General features: G+C 65.1%; 11 protein-coding genes. 3 read left to right on the top strand and 8 right to left on the bottom strand.

Translation table 11 applies throughout. The features are described 5' to 3' along the window. The first annotated feature begins 39 nt into the window (after positions 1 to 39). Positions 40 to 1383, top strand: coding sequence for a hemolysin family protein (locus L0U82_RS31745; protein ID WP_233837196.1), 1344 nt, complete (start codon positions 40 to 42; stop codon positions 1381 to 1383). Between the two features lie 51 nt (positions 1384 to 1434). On the opposite strand, the gene treY is transcribed toward L0U82_RS31745, so the two are convergent. From treY to L0U82_RS31705, 8 genes are all read right to left on the bottom strand, one after another. Then, entirely contained in the window at positions 1435 to 4338 is a 2904-nt protein-coding gene (treY, locus tag L0U82_RS31740; RefSeq protein WP_233837195.1) for a malto-oligosyltrehalose synthase, read from the bottom strand. Beyond that, the gene (malQ, locus tag L0U82_RS31735; RefSeq protein WP_233837194.1) at positions 4335 to 6548 is read right to left on the bottom strand and encodes a 4-alpha-glucanotransferase; all 2214 of its coding nucleotides are present in this window, start codon (positions 6546 to 6548) and stop codon (positions 4335 to 4337) included. Before malQ ends, treY begins: the two co-directional genes overlap by 4 nt. Next, entirely contained in the window at positions 6545 to 8449 is a 1905-nt protein-coding gene (gene treZ, locus L0U82_RS31730) for a malto-oligosyltrehalose trehalohydrolase (RefSeq protein WP_233837193.1), read from the bottom strand. Before treZ ends, malQ begins: the two co-directional genes overlap by 4 nt. 98 nt (positions 8450 to 8547) lie before the next feature. Further along, a complete protein-coding gene (gene glgX / locus L0U82_RS31725) occupies positions 8548 to 10761 on the bottom strand; it encodes a glycogen debranching protein GlgX (RefSeq protein WP_233837192.1) in 2214 nt (737 codons plus the stop codon). Between the two features lie 103 nt (positions 10762 to 10864). After that, positions 10865 to 13075, bottom strand: a complete 2211-nt coding sequence (gene glgB / locus L0U82_RS31720) for a 1,4-alpha-glucan branching protein GlgB (protein WP_233837191.1) — start codon at positions 13073 to 13075, stop codon at positions 10865 to 10867. Next, positions 13068 to 16535, bottom strand: a complete 3468-nt coding sequence (gene treS / locus L0U82_RS31715; RefSeq protein WP_233837190.1) for a maltose alpha-D-glucosyltransferase — start codon at positions 16533 to 16535, stop codon at positions 13068 to 13070. The genes glgB and treS overlap by 8 nt, the downstream gene beginning before the upstream one ends. Beyond that, positions 16532 to 19987 (bottom strand): maltotransferase domain-containing protein, encoded by a 3456-nt coding sequence (locus L0U82_RS31710; RefSeq protein ID WP_233837188.1) that lies wholly within the window; start codon positions 19985 to 19987, stop codon positions 16532 to 16534. Before L0U82_RS31710 ends, treS begins: the two co-directional genes overlap by 4 nt. Positions 19988 to 20554: 567 nt before the next feature. Next, positions 20555 to 21217 carry a DUF1345 domain-containing protein gene (locus L0U82_RS31705; protein WP_233837187.1) on the bottom strand — a complete coding sequence of 221 codons (663 nt, stop codon included), beginning with the start codon at positions 21215 to 21217 and terminating at the stop codon, positions 20555 to 20557. Between the two features lie 481 nt (positions 21218 to 21698). Between L0U82_RS31705 and L0U82_RS31700 the strand changes: the two genes are divergently transcribed. Together L0U82_RS31700 and L0U82_RS31695 are read left to right on the top strand one after the other, a co-directional pair. Continuing rightward, on the top strand, positions 21699 to 22271 hold the full coding sequence (locus L0U82_RS31700) for a sorbitol dehydrogenase family protein (protein ID WP_233837577.1): 573 nt from the start codon (positions 21699 to 21701) through the stop codon (positions 22269 to 22271). A gap of 88 nt (positions 22272 to 22359) precedes the next feature. Next, positions 22360 to 23961: a GMC family oxidoreductase gene (locus L0U82_RS31695; RefSeq protein ID WP_233837185.1), complete on the top strand. Its 1602-nt coding sequence runs from the start codon at positions 22360 to 22362 to the stop codon at positions 23959 to 23961. The last annotated feature ends 2 nt before the right edge of the window (positions 23962 to 23963 follow it).

Below are 23963 nucleotides of genomic sequence, written 5' to 3'. Positions count from 1 at the left end.
CCTCTATACTGACAACTTTTGTTGCCGGAGCCCCTCGCTTTGATCCAGGTTGTCGCCCTTATCGGTGCATTGTTTCTGGTTGCCCTCAACGGCTTTTTCGTCGCCGCCGAATTCGGTCTGGTGAAACTGCGGCAAACCCGCGTGCAAAGCCTCGCAGCCCAGCATGGGATGCGAGGACGTTTGCTCGCGAAGGTCCATGGACAACTCGATGCATACCTGTCCGCGTGTCAGCTTGGCATCACGCTCGCGTCTCTCGGCCTCGGCTGGATCGGCGAACCGGCGTTCGCGCAATTGCTGATGCCGCTGTTTCGCGTGATCGGCGTCGAATCGAGCGATCTGATTCACGGCATCTCGCTGTTCTTCGCTTTCTCGTGCATTTCATTCCTGCATATCGTGGTCGGCGAACTCGCGCCGAAGTCGCTGGCGATCCGCGAGGCGGAGAAGATCTCGCTATGGACCGCGATGCCGCTGTTCTGCTTTTACTGGGCGATGTACCCGGCGATCTGGGTGCTCAACACGAGCGCGAACACGGTGCTGAAGGCCGCCGGGCTGCACACCGACCAGGGTCACGATTCGCACTACTCGACCGAAGAGCTAAAGCTGATCCTGCGCGGCCGCCGCGCGCGGGTCGCGAGCGAACTCGGTGCGTCCGATGGCGCATACAGTCAGGACGAATGGAACACGATCGCCCACTCGCTGGATTTCTCGCGCATGACCGTGTCGGACCTGATGCGGCCGTCGCATGAAATGGCGTGCCTGCGGCGCGATCTGCCGTTGCGCGACAACATGCAGGTCGTCGCGCGGCATCGCTTCAGCCGCTATCCGTTGTTCGAGGATGCGTCGGGTGAGCGCGTGGTCGGCATGATCCATCTGAAAGATCTTTTGCTCGCGCGTCAGGCCGGCAGCACGCTCGACGATCTGACGCGCTACGTGCGCCCGGTGCAGTATGTGAAGCCGGATATGCCGGCGCTCGAACTGTTCCGCCGCTTTCGCAAGGGCGCCCCGCATTTCGCGCTGGTCGGCCACAAGAACGCGAAGCCGATCGGCTTCCTGACGCTCGACAATCTGCTCGGCGCGCTGGTCGGCCAGATTCACGACGAGTTTCGCCAGGGCGATGCCGACTGGACGCGCATGGACGACGGCACGCTGATGGGCAAGGGCAGCTTGCCGGTGGTGTCGCTGGAGCGCGCGCTGGGCATCGATATCGACGAGGGCAAGGCCGAATCCGTCGGCGGTCTGGTGATCCAGGCGCTCAACGATCTGCCCAGCGAAGGGCAGCGTGTCGAATTCGAACACTTCGACGTGGTGGTCAAGAAAATGAAGGGGCCGCGCATCGTGCTCGTGCGCGTGTATCCGAAGATATTCGATGACGAGGGTGGTTGAGGCTTCATCAAGCTCAATAGCGACCAGACCACCCGGTCTCGACTATCCCCATCAACTTCGCGGCACCCCATCCTCTACCAACACCGCAACCGGCATCGCGGCGAGCGCGTCACGCAGATACAGCAGCCCGTGATCGTCGACCTTCGGCGCGGCCGGACTCAGCCAGTCGAACAACGCGCGTGCCGACAGATCGGCCGGCATCTCGACCGCTGTGTCCGCCCATTGCGCCGGCTCGACGAGCGGCAGATCGCGATGCACAGCGCTGCCGCTATCTCCGCCATCGTCACCGCCACGATCCGCGCCGAGCAGTCCCGCCGCCAGCCGGCTCGCGATCACCACGGCCCACGCATTGCCATGCCGGCGCGCAAACGCAATCACATTCGACGCATGCGCGCCGCGCACCGCAAGCGGCAGATACGTACTCTGACTCAGCAACTCAGGCAGATGCGCGCGCAACGCGAGCACACGCTGAGTGACCGCGAGCTTCACGCGTCCATCACGCCAGTCCGATAGAAACTCCGACGGCGGCGTCTGCGCGAGCCAGGCCTCGCGTTTCGCGAAATCGACAGGCCGCCGGTTATCGGGATCGACGAGGCTGAAGTCCCACAACTCGGTGCCCTGATAGATATCCGGAATGCCCGGCGACGCGAGCCGCAGCACGGTCTGCTGCAAGCTGTTCAGCACGCCGGCGCGGCCGACCCGCGCGACGAACGCCGACAGCTCCTTCAGAAAGCCGTCGCGCCGTTGCGGCGCGAGGATGTCGAACAGGAACTCGCGGCAGCCGGCTTCGTACGCTTCATCAGGCGCGAGCCAACTGGTTTGCAGCTTCGCCTCGCGCAGCGCTTTCAACTGCCATTGCGCAACGCGCTCGGCGAGCGCCTTCACGCCGGCTTCGTCGTCCGCGCGCAGGTCCGGCGGCCAGCAACCCACCAGCGTCTGATACAGCATCGCCTCGGCGGCGGGGCCGGGTGCCCATGCGTCGCTCTTGTCCTGGCTCACGCTGCTGATCGGCGTGCCGTCGAGCGCGCGCCGCTGCGGCGCGTTCAACGTCGACCACGCGCGCAACGTCGCGCCCCAGTCGTCGGCGATCTCGCTCAGCACTGCGAGCCGCGCCCGCACGTCTTCGCCGCGTTTGTGATCGTGTGTGGCCGTCGCGAGCAACGCATGCGGAAAGCGCTGCGCGCGCTCCAGATTGCTCGCGTGAAACTGCTCGACCGACAACGCGAATTCGCCCGGGTCCGCGCCGACTTCGTTGCGCGACAGCAGACGGCCATAGCGATAGCACGCGGTGTCTTCGATCGCCTTCGCGGCGAGCGGCGCGGTCAGCTGCGAAAACAGCGTTTGGGCGTTGCGCCGCGACGAACCCGTGTGCATCGGCTGCGCGCCGCCTTGCGCTTGCTGTTGGGCCGGCGCGCCGGCGCGCGCGGCCGGCGCTTCTTCGGCGCTGCCGCCGAGCCACGCATTCACACGTTCGAGCGCCGCATGATCCGAGCGCGCCAGCGTCGCGCGCGCGCCGGCCAGCGCGGCGTCGAAATAGACGTTGTCGATGGTGCTGCGCAGGCCGTTTTGCGGATACATCCGATACACCGGGAAATGCACGACCAGTTCGGTCAACACGCGGCGCAGCGTCGTGAACGTGAAGTCGCGCGTCGACAGCGAATCGCGCGCGATGCGATGCAACGAACGCGCCGCGCGATCCAGTTCCGCCGACAGATTCTCCGCGAGAATCTTGCGTCGCGCGGCGAGTGCTTCGTCGGCGAACTGCGCGCTGCGGCCGGTCAACTCGGCCCAGGTCCGCGCCAGCGGCTCCGCGCCGGCCGGATCGTGCAGCAGTGCGCCCACGTCGTTCATGAAGTCGTAGCCGGTCGTGCCGTCGACAGGCCAGTCGTCGCGCAGCGGCTCGTCGCGGCCGAGAATCTTCTCGACCACCACATACGGCGCGGTATCGCGCAATTCGGTGAGCCGTTGCCGCAGCCGCTGGCAATATTCGCGCGGCTCGGCAAGCCCGTCGATGTGATCGATCCGCAAGCCGTCGATCAGCCCTTCGCGATACAGACGAAAAATCAGCGCATGCACCGCGTCGAACACCTCGGGCCGCTCGACGCGCACGCCCGCCAAAGTCGAGATATCGAAGAAGCGCCGCCAGTTCACTTCATCGGACGCGGTGCGCCACCACGCGAGCCGGAAATGCTGGCGCTCGATCAGCCGATGCAGCCGGTCGCGCGGAACCGGGTCCTCCGACGCATACGCTTCCAGCACGAACTCGATCGCCGAATTGCCTTCGCGCGCGACGAACTCGCGCAACGCGTCGCGCCCTTCGGCGGCGCGCGGCTGATCGGCGGGTTGCGTGGTCAGCCCGTTGAAACGCGCGGCGAGCGCGCTCAGGTCGGCACGGTCCGCGCTTTGCAGAATCGACGCGTAATCGATCGGGCACACCGGAAACGCGTGCGGCCCGTAGCCGATATAAAAGCGCCCGCTGTCCGCCGCGAACTTCAGCGCGATGCGGGCCGCCGCCAGTTCATCGCCGTACGATGCGCCGAGCGTCGGCAGCAGCACCTTGCCGCGCAAGGCCGGGTCGGGCGAATGCCAGTCGACGTCGAAATGACGCGCATACGCGCTATGGCGCCCCCATTCGAGGATATCGAGCCACCACGCGTTGCTCGAGCCGCCGATGCCCATATGGTTCGGCACGATATCGACGATCAGCCCCATCGCGTGCGCGCGCAGTTTGTCGACGAGGCGCTTCAGGCCCTCCTCGCCGCCGCATTCGGCGCTGACCTGGGTGTAGTCGACGGTGTCGTAGCCGTGCATCGAACCCGGCTCGGCGGTCGTGATCGGCGATGCGTACAGATGGCTGATGCCGAGCGCGGCGAAGTAGTCGACGTGCCGCGCGGCGTCGTCGAACGTGAAGCCCCGGTGGAACTGGAGGCGCAGCGTGGAGCGTGGGACGGTCATGGCGTGTCGGGCTCCGAAGAATCGTTCGGTGAGGGAGGGGGCGCGGCGGACGAGGCCGCCCGGCGCGCGCGATCGACCGCCATCAGGCGGTCGCTGAACGTCGCGTCGTCGAACATCGCATCGATGGGCAGCGTCGTGCGACGGCGCCAGTTCGGATGCTCGTCGATCGAGCCCGGCAGGTTCGGCTGCTCGGCGAGCGCGAGCAGGTCTTCAAGCGGGTAGGTGACGAGCGGGCACGGCGTCGCGGCGACGAATGCGAGCGCTTCGTCGACCGGCGCGTTGTCGGCGGACGGCGGCGCGACCTCGGGCGCCGCGACGCCGGCCTGCTGGAACGCATGCCACAACGCCGCGCGGTCCTCGCCGCGCTCTTCCTGCGCGGCCTGCTCGGGATCGCGGCCGTCCGCGCGCGCCATCGTCTGGCCGATCCGGTTGCGCCACGTGATGTCGCTGCCGCGCCACCAGCCGGCCACCGTCGGCAGATCGTGCGTGGTGGTGGTGCCGACCGCGTATTGATCCCATTCGCGCGGCGCCTTGAAGCCGTTGCCGGTCTGCGCGCGCTCGAACCACAGCACGCGAATACCGTCGATGCCGTGTTCGTCGAGCCGCTCGCGAAAACCGGGCGGCACGGTGCCGAGATCCTCGCCGATCACGATCGCGCGATACCGCCACGATTCGAGCGCGATCAGCCGCAGCAGATCTTCGAGCGGATAGCGCAGATAGGCGCCGTTGCGCGCGCTTTCGCCTTCGGGCACGAGCCACAGCCGCCGCAAGCCGAGAATGTGATCGATGCGGATGCCGCCGGCATGCGCGAACGCCGCGCGCAGCATGTCGATGAACGCGGCGAAGCCCTGCGTGCGCATCGCGCGCGGCGAGAAGGTGGTGAGCCCCCAGGACTGGCCGGCCTGATTGAACAGATCGGGCGGCGCGCCGACCGACACGCGCTGCAGCATGTCGTCGGGATAGGACCATGCGTGACTGCCGGCGCTGTCGCAGCCGACCGCGAGATCGGCGATCAGTCCGACCGCCATGCCGGCTTCGCGCGCCACGTGTTGCGCGTGCGACAGGCCGCGCGCGGCGAGCCACTGCATGAACAGATGAAAGTCGACTTCATTGCGATGCGCTTGCGCGAACGCCTCGACCTCCGGACTACGCGGATCGCGCAATGCGTCGGGCCAGTTGCGCCAATGGCCGTCGCCGCCTTGCGCGAGTTGCACGGCCTGCAATGCTTCGAAGCGCGCATGGTCTTCGAGCGCGCGGCCCGCGCGTTCGCAGAAGCCGTGAAATTCGAGCGCGCGGGGCGAGTGTTGCGGGCGTTCATGCGCGTTGAACTGATCGTAGAGCTTGCGCAATACCGCGAGCTTCAATGGCGTCGCGTTCGGCCAGTCGATCAGCGGGTCGTTTTCGTATTTCGACCATGCATCGCCGCCTTGCACGGCCGCGAGCGCGGCACGTGCCGCCTCAGCGCCGAACACCGCGGCGGGATCGATATGCGTGACGTTGAGCCACAAACGTGACGATGGTGCATACGGGCTGAAGCTGCGCGGCTGCGCGCTGAACATCGCATGTGTCGGACTCACGGCGAGCGCATGCGCGCCGCGCCGGGCGCTGTGTTGCGCGAGCTGCGCGAGCGCCGTGTAATCGCCGATGCCGCCGTCGCCAATGCGGCGTAGACCATACAGTTGCGCGGCAATGCCCCACAGCGGCGGCGCGGACTCCGAGGCATCGTCGCTGCCGTCATGCAGCGTACGCCACGCGTCGGCGACCGTATAACAGCGCGGCGGCGCGACCGCGAGCGTCACGCGCAGATCGTTGATGACGAGCGTGTGATAGCCGGCTTCGTCGATCGGCGCGAGCAGCGCTTCCTCGCCCTTCGGCGCGGTAAAGCGGCCGTCGATGATCGCGCCGCTTTCAAGCTCGATCCGGTAATGGCTGCCCGATTTGACCGCCGTCGCCGGCAGCGCAATGCCGCGTCCGATCACCGCGGTCATCAGCGGCGGCATCTTGCGGCCCGATAGTTCGGCTTCCAGAACGGTCGTGCTGTGGCGGATCTGCGTGGCGTTGCCGCACGGCAAACCCATGCGGTCGAGCAGCGTCGCGAGCGTGTTCTCGGGCACGTGTTGCGTCTTGTGGTGCGCATCCTGCCACTGCACCTCGAAGCCGGCGAGCGCGGCGAGCGCGGTGATCTTGTCGTTGGGGCGGCGGGTCGTCACGCGTGATGCTCCTCGTGGTTCGCGACGCGCGCATCATGGCGGCTCGCGTATTCGCTGACATCGCCGGTCAGCCACGCGACGAACGTATGAGCGGGCAGCACGTGCGCGTCGATCTGTTCGCGCACGCGCGGCGGCGTTTCGAAAATAACCTTGCCGCCAGGCACTTTGTCGAATGCGACGCTCTGCTGCGACAGATTCAGCGCGATCGACAGCGTCTCGCCATCGCCGAGTTTCCAGCGCGCGATCAGCGCGTTCGCGTCGTTGCCGTCGGCGGCGCTCAACACGGTCGCGCCGAGCGCTTTGCCATGTTTCAGGCGCGGCGTAATCAGCTTCGCGCGCACCGCGAGCGCGGACTTGTAGAAATGCATCCAGTCGAGACGATCCGGCGATGGTGCCGCGTCGGGCGCGGGCGGCGACGACGCGGCGAAGGTCTGCGCATCGTTCGGATCGGGAATCTGCGCGCGCCGTTTTTCATCGCTGAATGCGGAGAAGCGCGCGAATTCGCGGCGGCGTCCTTCGCGTACCGCGTCGGCGAGCTGGCCGGTGTAGTCGGTGAAAAACAGGAACGGCTGCGTCGAGCCGTATTCCTCGTCCATGAACAGCAGCGGGATTTGCGGCGACAGCAGCAGCAAGCCGGTCGCGGCGCGCAATGCATCGTCCGAGGTCAGCGAGCGCAGCCGCTCGCCGAGCGCGCGATTGCCGATCTGATCGTGGTTCTGCAGGAACATCACGAACGATGTGGGCGACAGATGGCCACTTTCTTCGCCACGTGGCGCGCCGTCGTGAATCGGCGACGGGTCGCCCTGATACGCGAAGCCCTCGGCCAGCACGCGCGCGAGGCGGCGGATCGGACGCTCGGCGTACGCATGGTAATAGCCTTCCGTTTCGCCGGTCAGCAGCACGTGCAGCGTGTTGTGCGCGTCGTCGTTCCATTGCGCGTTGAAATGCGTGTCGAGCAGGCTCGCGCTGTTGTGCTCGTTTTCGAGCACCAGATGCACATGGCGGCCATGCTGCACGCGCGCGCGGATATGGTCGGACAATTCGCGCAGCCAGTCGTGATTGTTGATCGCATGCACCGCATCGAAGCGCAGTCCGTCGATCCGGTATTCGTTGATCCAGTACACCGCGTTGTCGGTGAAGAAGTCGTTCACTTCGCTGCGCGCGAAGTCGATCGCGGGGCCCCATGGCGTCGTCTTCCCCTCACGGAAAAACGACTGCGCGTAGCGATGCAGATAATTGCCGTCGGGGCCGAAGTGGTTGTACACGACGTCGAGAAACACCATCAGGCCGAGACCGTGCGCGGCATCGATCAGCGCTTTCAGATCTTCGGGGCGGCCGTAGGCGGAATCGGGCGCGTAGGGTAGTACGCCGTCGTAGCCCCAGTTATGGCGGCCGGGGAAATCGTTCACTGGCATCAGTTCGATCGCGGTGACACCGAGTTCGACGAGCGCCGGCAAACGCGTTTGCACACCTGCATAGCCGCCCATCGTGCCGACGTGCAGCTCGTACAGCACCGTTTCCTCCCACGGCCGGCCATGCCAGTCGGTGTGCTCCCAACGGTACGCGCGCGGGTCGATCACCTCGCTTGGTCCATGCACGTCTTGAGGCTGGAATCGCGATGCAGGATCGGGCACCGTCTGCCCGCCGTCGAGCCGGTAGCGATACAGCGTGCCCGCGCCGCTGTCCACGGTGGCCTCGAACCAGCCGTTGCCGGCCGGCGTCATGTCGTGCGCGCCCTGCGCGGGGCCGTTTTCGACCACGACCTGCACGCGTTCGCACGACGGCGCCCAGAAGCGAAACCGCGTGCGCGGCTTCGTGCCGCTCGCGCCGAACAGTTGCGCGCTGAACGGCAGGCAATGCGCGTGATGATGCGTATGAGGATCGATCGGACTTTCAGACATGATTCTTCACCATTCGAATCTGCTTTCGAGCCGCGGATTGCGACGTCATCGACATTGCGACGCAACATCCTTGCCATGTCGGCGGCGCCGCGACGTCGTCAGGACGATTCATCGCCGTCGGTGCCCTGCGCGCCGGGACCGGGCGGCAGCGCGGTCAACAGCCGCGACCCGTGCCGCGCGCCGGCCTTCCAGCCGGCTTGCCAGTCCGCCTCGCCGGTCGGCTGCGCGGCGAGTATCACGAGACCGTGCGCGGCGACGTCGAGCGCGGTGGACGCGAGCGGTCGCGGCGCGCCTTCCGGGTCGGCCGTGTCCAACAGCACATGCCATTCCAGATGCGGTGCGGGAGGAACGAATTGCAACGCTTCCTCGTGCGCGTTGAGCATCAATAACAATACTTCCGTTTCGCCATTCAGTCCCGGTCCCGCGCGACGCAACGTGAATGCGCGGCCTTCCGGATCCTCCCAGGCTTCGATCGTCAACGGATCGCCGCGTTCGTCGAACCAGCCGACATCGAACAATCCCGGCAGCACTTCGCGATCGCCGAATAGAAAGCGCGTTTCGCGAAGCAGCGGATGGTGCTTGCGCAACGCGACCATGCGCGCGACGAACTCCGTCATGCGCACGCCTTCCGGCGAATTCGCGAGCTCCCAGTCGAGCCATGAGATCTCGTTGTCCTGGCAATACGCGTTGTTGTTGCCGTGCTGCGTGCGCAGCGTTTCGTCGCCGGCGAGCAGCATCGGCGTGCCGAGCGCGATCAGTTGCGTCGCCATCAGCGAGCGCGCGACACGGCGGCGCGTGGCGAGAATCACGGGGTCGTCGGTGATGCCCTCGACGCCCCAATTGCGGCTGCAATTCTCGTTGTGGCCGTCGTTGTTGTCTTCCTGGTTCGCTTCGTTGTGCTTCTGCTCGTAAGCAGTCACGTCAGCCAACGTAAAGCCATCGTGTGACGTGACGAAGTTGATCGATGCCCACGGCTTGCGATGACGCCGGTTGAACAGATCCGCCGAGCCGGTCAGACGCGCGGCGAGATCGGGCCGCAGGCCCGCATCGCCGCGCCAGAAACGTCGCACTGTGTCGCGAAAGCGGTCGTTCCATTCGCTGAAGCCCGGCGGATGATTGCCTAGCTGATATCCGCCAGGACCGATGTCCCACGGTTCCGAAATCAACTTGCGCTGCGACAGGACCGGGTCCTGGCGCAACGCGTCGAACAGACCCGCGCCCGGGTCGAAGCCATGGCTTTCGCGCCCGAGCGTCACACCGAGATCGAAGCGGAAGCCGTCGATATTGAACGCGTTCGACCAGTAGCGCAGCGAGTCCATCACCATCTGCATCACGCGCGGATGCGGCAGATTCACCGTGTTGCCGCAGCCGGTGTCGTTGATATGGTGGCGCTCGTCGCCAGGAATCAGCCGGTAGTAGCTGGCGTTGTCGAGACCGCGCCATGAGATCGTCGGGCCCATCTCGTTGCTTTCGCAAGTGTGGTTGTACACCACGTCGAGAATCACCTCGATGCCGGCCGCGTGCAGTTGCCGCACCGCGATGCGCATTTCGTCGAGCCGATGCGTGCTTAGGTATGACGGCTCGGGCGCGAAGAACGCGGCGGTGTTGTAGCCCCAGTAGTTGCGCAGGCCGCGCTCCACCAGAAAGCGGTCGTTCAGAAACGCGTGCACCGGCAGCAGTTCGACCGCGGTCACGCCGAGTTTCAACAGATGCTCGATGAACTCCGGCGACGCGAGCGCGGCGAACGTACCGCGTTCATGCGCGCGCAGATCGGCGCGCCGCATCGACGCGCCGCGCACATGCGTTTCGTAGATCACGGTATCGCCCCACGGCACGTCCGGCCGCTTGTCGTGCGACCAGTCGAAGGCTTCATCGATCACCACGCACTTCGGCATCGCGGGCGCGGAATCGCGCCGATCGATCGACAGGTCCGCGCGATTCGAATGCACGCGATAGCCGAACAGCGCATCGGACCAGCGAAAGTGTCCGACGAGCTTGCGCGCGTACGGATCGAGCAGCAGCTTGTGCGGATTGAAGCGATGTCCGAAATGCGGCTGATACGGCCCATGCGCGCGAAAGCCGTAGGCGGTGCCGGGGTGCGCGTTCGGCAGATAGCCGTGCCACACCTCGTCGGTGCATTCGGGCAGCGCGAAGCGGCGGATTTCCTTGCGGCCGGTCGGATCGAACAGACACAACTCGATTTTCTGCGCGTTGGCGGAAAACACCGCGAAGTTGACGCCAAGGCCATCCCAACTCGCGCCGAGCGGGTACGGCGAACCGGGCAACAGCCGGTCGGGCATGGCATGCGACATGATTCCCCTTTTCTGATTGTTGAGCGCACAGCATGCTCTTCATTCAACGGGGCGGGGCGTGTGTCCACGCAAGCCGCGCGTCCGTGTTGCTACGGCACTTTCGTCAATCCGCACGTAATACGATCGTCGCAAGCGGCGGCAAAGTCAGTGCGGCTGAATACGGACGGCCGTGACTTGATATGTGGTCGGCGTGAATCACACCGCCGTTGCCCATATTCGAGCCGCCGTACACGCCCGCATCGGTATTGAGCACTTCCGACCAGCGTCCCGCGACCGGCATGCCGAGCCGGTAGCCCTGGCGCGGCACCGGCGTCATGTTGCAGGCCACGACGAATTCCCGGCCGGCGCCGTCGGTGCGTCGGTACGCGAACACGCTGTTGCCGCTGTCGTCGCCGATCAGCCATTCGAAGCCGCCCGGTTCGCTGTCGAGCAGATGAAGCGCGGGTTCGTCGCGATACAGCCGGTTCAGATCGCGCACCAGCAATTGCACGCCGTGATGATGCGCATCGTCGAGCAGATGCCAGTGCGGCGAGCCGTCGTGGTCGAATTCCGCCATCTGGCCGAATTCGCCGCCCATGAACAGCAGCTTCTTGCCCGGATGCGTCCACATGAAACCGAAGTACGCGCGCAGGTTCGCAAAACGCTGCCATCGATCGCCCGGCATCTTGCCGAGCAGCGAACCCTTGCCGTGTACCACCTCATCGTGCGAAAGCGGCAGCACGAAGCGCTCCGAATACGCGTACACCATGCCGAACGTCATGTTGTGGTGATGGTATTGGCGATACACCGGGTCTTCGTGCATGTAATGCAGCGTGTCGTGCATCCAGCCCATGTTCCACTTGAAGTCGAAACCGAGGCCGCCGTCTTCGACGCGCGCGGTCACGCCCGGCCATGCGGTCGATTCCTCGGCGATCGTGATTGCACCGGGCACGCCTGGCACATAGCGGACTTCGTGATTCAGGCGCTTCAGGAACGCAATCGATTCGAGATTTTCCCGGCCGCCATAGATGTTCGGCACCCACTCGCCGGCCGCGCGCGAATAGTCGCGATACAGCATCGACGCGACCGCGTCGACGCGCAGACCATCGACGTGATAGCGCTGCAACCACGCCAGCGCCGACGCGATCAGGAACGCGCTGACCTCGTTGCGGCCGAGGTTGTAGATCATCGTGTTCCAGTCCTGGTGATAGCCTTCGCGCGGATCCGCGTGCTCGTAGAGCGGCGTGCCGTCGAAATCGATCAGGCCGTGCGCGTCGTTCGGAAAATGCGCGGGCACCCAGTCGAGAATCACGCCGAGCCCTTCTTCATGCGCGCGATCGACGAAGCGCGCGAACTGCTCGGGCTTGCCGAAGCGCGCGGACGGCGCGAACTGCCCGAGCGGCTGATAGCCCCACGAGCCGCCGAACGGATGCTCGGCGATCGGCAGAAACTCGACGTGCGTAAAGCCCATGCTCTTCGCGTACGGAATCAGCCGCTCGGCGAGTTCTTCCCAATCGAGACCGCGATGGCCCTGCTCGGCGATGCGCAGCCACGATTCCGCGTGGACTTCGTAGATCGTGATCGGCGTACGTGCGGTCTGTCTGGCCGCGCGCGACTCGATCCACTTGTGATCGGTCCACGGAAACTGCTCGACCTCGTCGACGTGCGCGACCACCGACGCAGTGCCCGGCGGCTTCTCGGTCTGCATCGCGCACGGATCGGCCTTTAGCGGCAACGGATGCCCGTCGCGCGTCAGCATCTCGTACTTGTAGCGCGTGCCCGCGCCGACGCGCGGCACGAACAGCTCCCACACGCCGGCCTGATGACGCAGCCGCATCGGATGACGGCGACCGTCCCATGCATTGAAGTCGCCGACCACCGACACGCGCCGCGCGTTCGGCGCCCATACCGCGAAGCGCACGCCGGGCACGCCGTCCACTTCGACGGGCCGCGCGCCGAGGCATTCGAGCACCGCATAGGGGTCGCCGCGCGCCAGACGTTCGAGCGGTTCGTCGCCGAGCACCGGGCCGAACGAATAGGTGTCTTCGACCTCCTGCTCGACGCCATGCCAGTCGATCCGCAAACGGTACGGCATCGCGGACGTGACACGGCCCGCGAACAGCCCCGGACGCAACTGTTCGAGTTCGCCGAGCATCGCGCCGTCGGCGCGCGAAATCACGCTGACGTGCGCGGCATTCGGCAACAACACGCGCACGATCGGCCCTGCGTCGGTGTGATGCAAGCCGAGCTGCGAAAACGGATCGGGGTGGCGCGCTTCGACGAGCGCGTCGATATCGACGGGTTGCAGACCCGCGGCCGGATCATGCTCACTCATAGTCGCCCTCGGCCGCGTCAGGCGGCGTGTCGGCGCCGGGCGCCTGGGTTGGCGAGTCGCCCTGAGCCGGCGCGCCGGTGTCGCCGAGCAGCCGGCTCGTCAATGCCGCGAGGCCGCGCACCGGCAGGCTGAGCCATGTCGGCCGGTTGGCTGCTTCGTAGCGGATCTCGTAGGCGGCCTTCTCGATCAGGAACAGATCGAGCAGCGCCTGTTCGGCTTCGGGCGCGACGAGCGGCGTCGGCGCTTGCGCGACCGCGGCGCGGTACTCGGCGAGGAACGCGGTGGTGGCGTGCGCGCGGAACCGCTCGAACAGCGCGCGCTTGCGATCGGCGGTCTGTTGCGGCGCGCTTTCGGTGGTCGATTGCGCGGCCGCGCTTGCATACGACAGCGAGCGCAGCAGGCCCGCGACGTCGCGCAACGGACTCGACTTCTGCCGGCGTTCTTCGAGCGAGCGCGCGGGTTCGCCCTCGAAGTCGATCAGATACGCGTCGCCCTGCGCGACCAGCACCTGACCCAGATGGAAGTCGCCGTGGATGCGGATGCGCAACGCGTCCACGTTGGCCGCAACGAGCTGGTCGACTGCCGCGACCAATGCGTCGCGCCGGTCGAGCAGGCTTTGCGCGAGCGCCTGGGTTTCCGCATCGAGCATCTGCTCGATGCGCGGTTTCAGCAGATCGAGCGCGCTCGCGAGCATTGTCTGCGTGCCGTCGACCCACGCCTTGACCTGCTCGGCGCTGGCCGGCTCCGGCGCGAACGCGGGATCGTCGGTCGGGGTGGCCAACGCGACGTGCAATTCGCCGAGCCGTCTGCCGATGATGCCGGTCAGTTCGCCATAGCCGTCCAGCAGGATCGACTCGTTGGCGCGGTCCGGCGCGGTTTGCATGTCGGTGTCGATCGCGATTGCGAGTTCGTCGACCGAGCGGCGCAGATAGTCGAGCGACCAGTTCCACGCGTCGCCTTGATTGTCGATGAAGCCCTGCAGGATCGCGAGCGTATGCGGCACGCCCTCGGGATCGACGCGCACCACTTCGCCATACAGCGGCGCGGTGTTCGCATAACCGAGCTGCGTCAGATAGCGGCTGATTTCGGCTTCCGGATGAATGCCGCTGACCAGCCGCCGCACGAGCTTCAGCACTGCGGCGTCGGCGATGATCAGCGAACTGTTGCTCTGCTCCGCCGCGAGCCAGCGGATTTCCGGCCGGTCGCCGAGCGCGTCGAGTTCGCTGAAGCGTTCGGTCGGCAGGAATTTGATCTCGCTCTTCTGCACGGTCGGCACGACCGCGTGTTCGCGCAGCTTGCGCAGCACGTTGTGCGCGAAGATCGGCAGCGAGAACGCATCGGTCAGATGACCGACATTGCGGCCGCGCCGCACGCGCGCCAACGCGAGCTGCATGAACAGCGGTGTGGTGGTTTCGCCGCCCCACGTGAGCGCGATCGGCACCACGTAGCGCTCGGTGTGATCGCCAACATCGACTTCGATTTCGGTGAACGCAAAACCGCCGTTCGGAATCGTCGTCAACGCGGCGAGCCGCACCGCCTTCATCTTCTGATCCTTCGACGCGAACCAGCGGCGCCGGCTCAGCCACGAAGGCAGCACTTCCGATTCGAGCAGCCGCACGTTTTCCGGCGTCGGGCCGGCCTGGCCTTCGCGGATCACGATCGTGACGAACTCGGGCAGCGGCTCCGAATGCGCCTGCGCCCAGGTCGGACGTTGACCGCCCTGGCACAGCAGGAACCACAGGAAGCCGTACGGCGGGAACGTCAGCAGATAAGTGAGTTGGCCGATCGCGGGGAACACCGAATCGGCGGTCATTTCGATCGGCACCGCGCCGTTGAATTCGGACAGATCGAGTTCGACCGCCTGCGGCGCGCGCGACAGATTCGCGACGCACAGGATAGGCGGCTCGCCTGGCATCTCGCGCAGATACGCGAGAATCTTGCGATTCTCCGGCTTCAGGAAGCGGATCGTGCCGCGCCCGAAGGTCTGCTTCGCGCGCCGCGTCGAGAGCATGCGGCGCGTCCAGTTCAACAGCGAATGCGGATCGCGGCTTTGCGCTTCGACGTTGACCGCATCGAAGCCATACAGCGAACCCATCACCGGCGGCAGCACCAGTTGCTCAGGGTCGGCGCGCGAAAAGCCGCCGTTGCGATCCGACGACCACTGCATCGGCGTGCGCACGCCGTCGCGATCGCCGAGGTGGATGTTGTCGCCCATGCCGAGTTCGTCGCCGTAGTAGATCACCGGCGTGCCGGGCATCGACAGCAGCAGCGAATTGATCAGCTCGATGCGGCGGCGGTCACGCTCCATCAGCGGCGCGAGGCGGCGGCGAATGCCGAGATTCAGGCGCGCACGGCGGTCGCTCGCGTAGGTGTTCCACAAGTAGTCGCGCTCGGAATCGGTAACCATCTCGAGCGTCAGTTCGTCGTGATTGCGCAGGAAGATTGCCCACTGGTTCGATTCGGCGAGATCAGGCGTCTGCTTCATGATGTCGGTGATCGGAAAGCGATCCTCGCTCGCGATCGACATATAGATGCGCGGCATCAGCGGGAAGTGGAACGCCATATGGCATTCGTCTTCGTTGCCGAAATATTCCTTCACGTCTTCCGGCCACTGGTTCGCTTCGGCGAGCAGCATCCGGTTCGGGTATTCGGCATCGATGGTCGCGCGAATCTTCTTCAGGATGTCGTGCGTTTCCGGCAGGTTCTCGTTGTTGGTGCCTTCGCGTTCGACGAGGTACGGCACCGCATCGAGCCGTAGCCCGTCGATGCCCATGTCGAGCCAGAAGCGCATCACGTGCAGCACTTCTTTCAGCACCGCCGGGTTGTCGAAATTGAGGTCGGGCTGGTGCGAATAAAAACGATGCCAGTAGTACGCGCCCGCGACCGGATCGTGCGTCCAGTTCGACGGCTCCGAATCGATGAAGATGATGCGCGTTTCCTGATACTTCTGGTCGGTGTCCGACCACACGTAGTAGTTGCGATGGTTCGAGCCAGGCTTCGCGAGCCGCGCGCGCTGAAACCATGGATGCTGATCCGACGTGTGGTTGATCACGAGTTCGGTGATCACGCGGATACCACGCGCATGCGCTTCCTGAATAAAACGCTTCACGTCGCCGAGCTGTCCGTAGTCCGGATGCACGTTGCGGTAATCGGCGATGTCGTAGCCGTCGTCGCGTCGCGGCGACGGATAGAACGGCAGCAGCCAGATCGCGTTCACACCGAGTTCGGCGATGTAGTCGAGCTTCGCGATCAGACCGGGGAAGTCGCCGACCCCGTCGTTGTTCGCATCGAAGAACGACTTGATATGCACCTGGTAGATGATCGCGTCCTTGTACCACAGCGGATCGTCGCTCAGCATCGCGGGTTTGCCGCGCCGGCGCGCATGGGCCTTCGCTGCACTGCCGGTGGCGGTGGTCGTGTGCGCCTGCTGGGCGCTTTGGGCTGAATCGTCACGCTTCATGATGTCGCACCTTCCATAAAGCTTAGGTTGCCAGCGTCTGCGTGATAAGCGCTGTCCGGATCGTGTTCGCTGTCGTCGGGGCGTTCGGCGGGCAGGCCGCCCAGCGGCGCGATGCGCCAGATCGAGAACGGCTGGCCCGAGCCGAGCTGCACGTGCTGCCAGCGGCCGTGCCATTCGAAGCGCGCGCCGGTCATCTGGTCGATTACTTCGAGCGCGCCATGATCGTGCAGATGCCAGCGCGCGAAGGTCTCCCACGACAACTCGATATCCGCGCCCTGTTCGTTGAACGGATCGAGATTGATCGCGACGATGATTATGTTGTCGCGCGCCTCGGTGGCTTTCTCGAACAGCAGAATGTGGTCGTTGTGCGCGGTCAGGAACGTCAGGCCGAGATGCGTTTGCAGCGCCGGATTCGCGCGGCGGATGCGGTTCAACGAGGTAATCTCGCCGACGATATTGCCGGGCCGATGCCAGTCCCACGCGCGTAGCTGATACTTTTCGGAATCCAGATACTCTTCGCTATTCGGCAGCGCGGTCGCCTCGCACAATTCGAAGCCGCTATACACGCCCCACAAGCCGGCCAGCGTCGCCGCGAGCGCCGCGCGAATCAGAAAGCCCGTGCGCCCTTGCGATTGCAGATGGCGCGGGTTGATGTCCGGCGTGTTGACGAAGAAGTTCGGCCGGTAGAAATCGCGTGCGCCGGTTTGCGTGAGTTCGGTCAGGTACTCGATGAAATCGCGCTTCGTCTCGCGCCACGTGAAGTACGTGTACGACTGCGAGAAGCCGATCTTGCCGAGCCGGTTCATCATGCGCGGACGCGTGAATGCTTCGGCGAGAAAGATCACATCCGGATGGCGCGCGCGCACGTCGCCGATCATCCACTCCCAGAACGGCAACGGCTTGGTGTGCGGATTATCGACGCGGAAAATGCGTACGCCCGCATCGATCCAGAACAGGATCACGTCGCGCAATGCGAGCCACAGGTCCGGCTTCGCATCGTGTGCATAGAAGTCGGGATTGACGATGTCCTGGTACTTCTTCGGCGGATTCTCCGCATAGCGCAGCGTGCCGTCCGGGCGCCATGCGAACCACGTCGGATGCTGCTTCAGCCACGGGTGATCGGGCGAACACTGGATCGCGAAGTCGAGCGCGATTTCGAGGCCGTGCGCATGCGCTGCGGCGAGCATCGCCTTGAAGTCGTCGAGCGTGCCGAGTTGCGGATGCACGGCGGTGTGGCCGCCTTCGGCCGCGCCGATTGCGTAGGGGCTGCCGACGTCGCCCGGTTGCGCGTTCAACGTGTTGTTGCGGCCCTTGCGGTTCGCGAGGCCGATCGGATGGATCGGCGGGAAGTACAGCACGTCGAAACCCATATCGCGGATGCGCGGCAGCTTCGTCGTCACATCGGCGAAGCTGCCGTGGCGCGTTTCGTCGTCGCTCATCGAGCGCGGGAAGATCTCGTACCAGCTCGCGAAGTAAGCGGCCGTGCGCTCCGCGTCGATCTTGTAGATCACTGGATCGCGGCTCAGGAAAGGCCGGTGACGCGCGGCGGTCATCGCCTTCGCGGTAGCGGGTGCGAGGATCAGCGCGAGCTTCTGTTGCGCGTCGGCTTTCTTGAAGTCGCGCACGATCCGTTCGAGTGGTTCTTTGTCGGCGTCTTCCGTCGTTTCGACTTCGGCGAGCACCAGCGCGAACAGATGCTCGGCTTCGTCGAGTTCGATCTCGACGGTCTGATTCGCCTTCAACTTCTTCTCGATGTGCTCGACGAGCGATGCGAAATCGTCGCGCCACGCGATCACGGTGAATTCGTAGCGGCCGATCCGTTCGAGTGGAATGCGCGCGCTCCATAAATCAAGGCCGGCGGGCGGCGCGGGCGACATCAGCACTTCGTGCCACGCGGTTTCATCGGCGGCGCGCCACAGCACCGCGGCCGCGATCTTGTCGTGACCCTCCGCGAAAATCGCCGCGCGGATTTCGGTGCGTTCGCCGACGCTGCGCTTGGCCGCGAAGCGGCCGTTCTCGACCGACGGCGACACGCTTTCGATCGCGACGCGCGGTGCGTCGATCGCTTCGAGCACGCTCTTGCGGCCGCTGCGCTTGCTGTTCGCCTTGTCGATCGGCGGCGCGAGACGGATCGGCGTTTGCGCGGTCGCGCGCAGCAGCCGCACCGCGCCGGGCCCGAGCGCGAACGGTGCGAGCGTGGTGGGCTCGACGTGGCCGCGCGCATCGAGCGCCGCGAAATGCGTGAAGTTTCCCGGTACGCCAGCGAGAAAGCGCGCGGGGTCGACGCGCACCGGCGCGCCCAGTTCAGGATTGACGACGATCAGCACCGCTTCGTCGGCGTCGCGCAGATCGGCCTCATCGGCGCGCAACAGCACGGCCGCCGGTGCGCCGGCCCCAGACAGCGGCCGCAATTCGCCGTTTGCATGCAGCGTTTGCGTACTGCGCGCGATATCGTTGGCCTGGGTGACGGCGGCCGTCAGATCGAAGCGGCGTGCTTGCGCCGCGAGCGCGAATTGCGCAGCGTCGCCACGCGTTTGCGACATCGGTTCGGCGACGCCGTACTCGAAGCCCATCGGCATCATCCAGCCGCTGCCCACCGCGACCGACGTAAACAGCGCGCGCCGATACGCGCGCTCGACGATCGCGGCGTCATGCACATCGGTCAATTCGGCGGCGAGGCGCGTGCCGTACGGCGCTTCGGGAAACGCCACCGGTGCGCCGACGCGCGCGAGCGACGCGTGTTCCTCCGCCATCCAGCTCGAACGGAAATCCCACCAGCGTACCGACGAAAACACGCTGTCGAAGCCGGCCGGCTCCAGACCCGGCAGGTCGCTGCGCGCAAGCCCCGGTGTCGCGGCGAGCAAGCGCACGTGCGGGTGCTTCGCGCGCACTTCATCGCCGAGATGCCGCCATACGGCGGCCGGTACGCGATGCGGCGAATCGAAGCGAAAGCCGCCGACACCCGCTTCGGCGAGCGCGAGCAACTGCTGCGTCCACCACACGGTCAGCGCGGCGCTCGTTCCGGGGTCGTCGAAATTCGCGTAGGCGACGTTGTCCTCGCGATGCACGTGGCGCGGATCGAGCCGCGCCATGTCGGATTCGGCCGCGTGGAACCAGTCCTTATGTTCGGCGTACAGGGTGCCGTCGGCGGCCATCCGGTCGATCACCAGATCGACCAGCAAGCTCAGGCCGTTGCGACGCGCGGCGTCGGCGAGCGTGCGCAGCGCGTCATGCGCGGGCTGCTTTGCCTCGAATACCGGATGGAGCCGCGCGTGACTGCCGACCACCTGGCCGTGACCGGCCTGGCCGGGCTCGAACAGACCGCCGATCAGCGCGTGATCGAAGCCGAGCGCGGCCGCGTGAGCGAACTGCGCGGGCCAGGCATCGAGCGGCCCGACGAGAAGAGAGTGAAAAAAGTAAATCCGCGGCGCGTACCCGTTTGGAGGTTCCATCGGTCGTTTCCAGAATTGTCGTGCTGCGGTGTGGATGCGGTTGGCATGCGATCACAGCGCTCATTGGGCTTCCCGAGCCGGATACCGCGCGATGCGTCAAAGAGGGCGCGTACTGGTCAGAGTAGTGCATAGATCGTCATGCCGCTGGCCAGTTCGGGGGTGCTTAGACGCCAGATGACCAGCGCGCGAGGCTGACAGGCACTCGTCGCGGGAAGGAGCAAACCGTGTGCCAAAGGGCGCCGGCGTGGAGTTGCCGGACGACGACGGGAGGGCGGGAGCGGTTGCTGCGGAGGGAGTGTGCGCGAGCGAACGGTGCTTGCCGAAGCATGTAGGTCGTGCGTACGGGATGCTCGCGCGAGCATGTAAAAGCGGCGGGCGCGGTCCGGGTTTTACACGGCGCGCGGGTCTCGGCAATGTGGCGCGTGCCGCAAAAGGCGAAGCGCGGGAGCGGGCTTAGGCGGTGATCGTCAGAGGAACGTCATACAGCGGTCGTGCCCGGGTCACACGGCGGTCATGAAGTGACGTGCGGTGGCCTTCATCGATGTACGTTCGGTAAGCTACCAAACCTCACGAACCCAGCAGACCCGCCGCGATATTCACGCACAGCCCCAGTACCGCGACATTGAAGTAGAACGACAGAATCGATTGCGCGAGCGTCGCGCGGCGAATCTGGCGCGAGCGCAGCACCACGTCCGACGTCTGCGAGGCGACCGCGATCGTGAACGAGTAATACAGAAAGTCCCAGTAGTTCGGCTGCAGCTTGTGATCGGGAAACAGCAGCGCGGTTTCGTGCGCGTCGGTGTCGTAGTAAAGACGTGCGTAGTGCTGCGTGAAAATCGTCGGAATCAGAAACCATGCGCCGATCAGCGTCAGACCGGTCAGCAGATAGTGCCATGCGGTCGATGCGCCCGCCGTGCCCTTCGCCGATGCGAGTTCGAGCACGATCGCGGCGATGCTCGCGACCGTCGCGACACAGATCACGAACAACACGACGCCGGCGTTTTCATCGTCACGTATCGCGTATTCGCGCACGCTCAGTTCGTCGGCGCGCGCCATGTGTATCCAGATCATCAGCAGGTAGCTCCACACGGCCGCATCCCAGCCGATCAACGTGCGTGCCATCGTGCTCGTATGCCATGGCACGATGAGCGCGACCACGATGCCGATCGCGAGACCGATCACCGTGCGGGGCCGATTGCGAAGAACCTGCGGATAGTATTTGATGAGCATGGTCAGGATGGGCGGCGCGCGGCAACGCAATGCGAGTGGTGGCGTGAGTCAGCAGCAGCACTGTGTCGCGGATTCTACTCGCGCTTGCGCGACCGATTGTCGAATCGGTGGGTCACAGGCTATAGTCTCCCGCAGCGGCCTTGCGCGCCGCTTTCAGTTGAAAGGCGATTGGCAGAAAGCGGCATCGAAGCGCTTCGCCAGCACGCCCACGGCGCGACGAGCGCCGTCATTCGACTGTCATCGCTCATGCATGCAACACGGCGCGTGCTGTGTGTGAATATCGCGCGTGGATACAGACCGCTGCACAAGCGGCGTAAGACCAGGTTTGCCAGGTTTGGGGAGAAGCAAGCGAAGCAGCACGTGAACGGCGCATGCCGTCGCCGCGCGGCTCGTTGAGAACGACTCATCATCTGGAGCCCACATGACAGATGTGCCTGACACTAGCGATGCGCGCGGCGAACGCGCGCGTCGTGATCGAGCGATGCACTATCACGGCGTCGCGCATGCGGTCGGCTTGCCGCAATCGTTTTCAATTTCGGCGTCGCGCCGGACCTGGCTGCTCGGTTCGTGCGCGTCGGCTGTGGCGCTCGCCTTTGCGGGCGCGAACCGTTCGTTGTCATGGATCGCCCCCGCTTTCGCCGATACGCCGCCCGCGGGTGGCGGACTCGATGCGTTTCTCGCGCTGTCGCAGCGTCTTACTGGCCGAAGCGGTTTCGACGCGGTGCTCGGCCAACGCGTCTATGACGCACTGTCCCGTTCCGATAATCAGTTCAAGCAGAACGTCGCCGCGCTGAACACATGGCTGCAAGCTCATGGCGGCGTGCCGTCCGATACCGTGACGCAGGCGCTGCAGGACGAGCAGCCCGCGCTCGCGAAAGCGGTCGGCGCGATCATGCGCGCGTGGTATCTCGGCCTCGTCGGCGACGCGCCGCACGTCGAGGTGATCGCCTATGAAAAGGCGCTGATGTTCGACCCCGTGAAGGACGTGCTGACGATTCCATCCTATTGCCGAGACGTGCCGTTCTACTGGACCAAAAAGCCCATGTCCGCGTAAGCCGCGCAGTGGAAGTACAGCGCGACATGCAGCGCGAACGTATCGTGCGATAACTCGCGCGATAACAAAGGCACACCAGAGGGTAACGATGGCAAACACCAATTCCGCCGATATCGTCGTGGTCGGCTCGGGCGTCGCCGGCAGTCTCGTCGCGCATCAACTGGCGCTGGCGGGTGCGTCGGTGATCGTGCTGGAAGCCGGGCCGCGCATTCCGCGCTGGCAGATCGTCGAGAACTTTCGCAATTCGCCGGCCAAGTCGGACTTCGCGACGCCGTATCCGTCGACACCTTATGCGCCGCATCCGGAGTATTCGCCCGCGAACGGCTATCTGATCCAGAAGGGCGACTATCCGTACAACTCGCAATACGTGCGGCTCGTTGGCGGCACGACATGGCACTGGGCGGCGGCCGCGTGGCGGCTACTGCCGTCGGATTTCCAGTTGCACAAGCTGTATGGCGTCGGACGCGACTGGCCGTATCCGTATGAAACGCTCGAGCCGTGGTATCAGGCCGCGGAAGTGCAGTTCGGCGTATCCGGTCCCGATACCGCGATCGATCTCGGCTCGCCGCGCTCGAAGCCGTATCCGATGCAGCCGTTGCCGTTGTCGTACATGGACCAGCGTTTCAGCGACGTGCTGAACGCGCAGGGCTTCAAGGTCGTGCCCGAACCGGTCGCGCGCAACAGCCGTCCGTACGACGCGCGGCCGACCTGTTGCGGCAACAACAACTGCATGCCGATCTGTCCGATCGCCGCGATGTACAACGGCGTGATGCATGCGGAGAAGGCCGAGCAGGCCGGCGCGAAACTGATTCCCGAAGCGGTCGTGTATCGGATCGAAGCGGACAACAAAGGGCTGATCACCGCGATCCACTACAAGGACCCGAACGGCAACAGCACGCGCGTGAGCGGCAAGCTGTTCGTGCTCGCGGCCAACGGTATCGAAACACCGAAGCTGATGCTGATGTCGACTTCCGATAAATTCCCGCACGGCATCGGCAACAGTTCCGATCAGGTGGGCCGCAATCTGATGGATCATCCGGGCACGGGGGTCACGTTCCTCGCCAACGAACCGCTATGGCCGGGCCGCGGGCCGATGGAAATGACGTCGATCGTCAACTTCCGCGACGGCGCGTTCCGTTCCGATTACGCGGCGAAAAAACTGCATCTGTCGAACGGTGTGTCGACGCTCAGCGTGACCGCCGACCTGCTGAAAAAAGGCCTGACCGGCGCCGAACTCGACCGGCAGATTCGCGACCGCGCGGCGCGCACGCTGAACATCAACAGCTTTCACGAGCATCTGCCGGAGCCGCAAAACCGTATCGTGCCGTCGGCCGATCACAAGGACGCGCTCGGCATTCCGCAGCCCGAGATCTACTACTCGATCAGCGATTACGTGAAGAAAAGCGCCGCCAACACGCACGACCTGTATGCGCAGATCGCGGCGCTATTCGGCGGCACCGAAGTGTCGTTCGACGACACCTTCGCGCCGAACAATCACATCATGGGTACCACGATCATGGGCAGCGATGCGGCGAGTTCGGTCGTCGATCCGGACTGCCGCACGCACGATCATTCGAATCTGTTTATCGCCAGCAGCGGCGTGATGCCGAGCGCGGCGTCGGTGAACTGCACGCTGACCATCGCGGCGTTGTCGCTGAAGTTGGCCGACAAACTCAAGCGTGAACTATGAGC

This window comes from Paraburkholderia sp. ZP32-5, from assembly GCF_021390495.1.
In the GTDB taxonomy this organism is placed as follows: domain Bacteria; phylum Pseudomonadota; class Gammaproteobacteria; order Burkholderiales; family Burkholderiaceae; genus Paraburkholderia.
The sequence above is the reverse complement of the archived record's forward strand: the minus strand, read 5'-3'. Positions and strand labels throughout refer to the sequence as shown.

Excerpts from the sequence above, each read along its gene's own strand:
- glgB (WP_233837191.1), bottom strand. The coding sequence starts at position 13,075 with ATGAGTGAGCATGATCCGGCCGCGGGTCTGCAACCCGTCGATATCGAC.
- L0U82_RS31695 (WP_233837185.1), top strand. The coding sequence starts at position 22,360 with ATGGCAAACACCAATTCCGCCGATATCGTCGTGGTCGGCTCGGGCGTC.
- L0U82_RS31700 (WP_233837577.1), top strand. The coding sequence starts at position 21,699 with ATGCACTATCACGGCGTCGCGCATGCGGTCGGCTTGCCGCAATCGTTT.
- treZ (WP_233837193.1), bottom strand. The coding sequence starts at position 8,449 with ATGTCTGAAAGTCCGATCGATCCTCATACGCATCATCACGCGCATTGC.
- glgX (WP_233837192.1), bottom strand. The coding sequence starts at position 10,761 with ATGTCGCATGCCATGCCCGACCGGCTGTTGCCCGGTTCGCCGTACCCG.
- L0U82_RS31710 (WP_233837188.1), bottom strand. The coding sequence starts at position 19,987 with ATGGAACCTCCAAACGGGTACGCGCCGCGGATTTACTTTTTTCACTCT.
- treY (WP_233837195.1), bottom strand. The coding sequence starts at position 4,338 with ATGACCGTCCCACGCTCCACGCTGCGCCTCCAGTTCCACCGGGGCTTC.
- treS (WP_233837190.1), bottom strand. The coding sequence starts at position 16,535 with ATGAAGCGTGACGATTCAGCCCAAAGCGCCCAGCAGGCGCACACGACC.
- L0U82_RS31705 (WP_233837187.1), bottom strand. The coding sequence starts at position 21,217 with ATGCTCATCAAATACTATCCGCAGGTTCTTCGCAATCGGCCCCGCACG.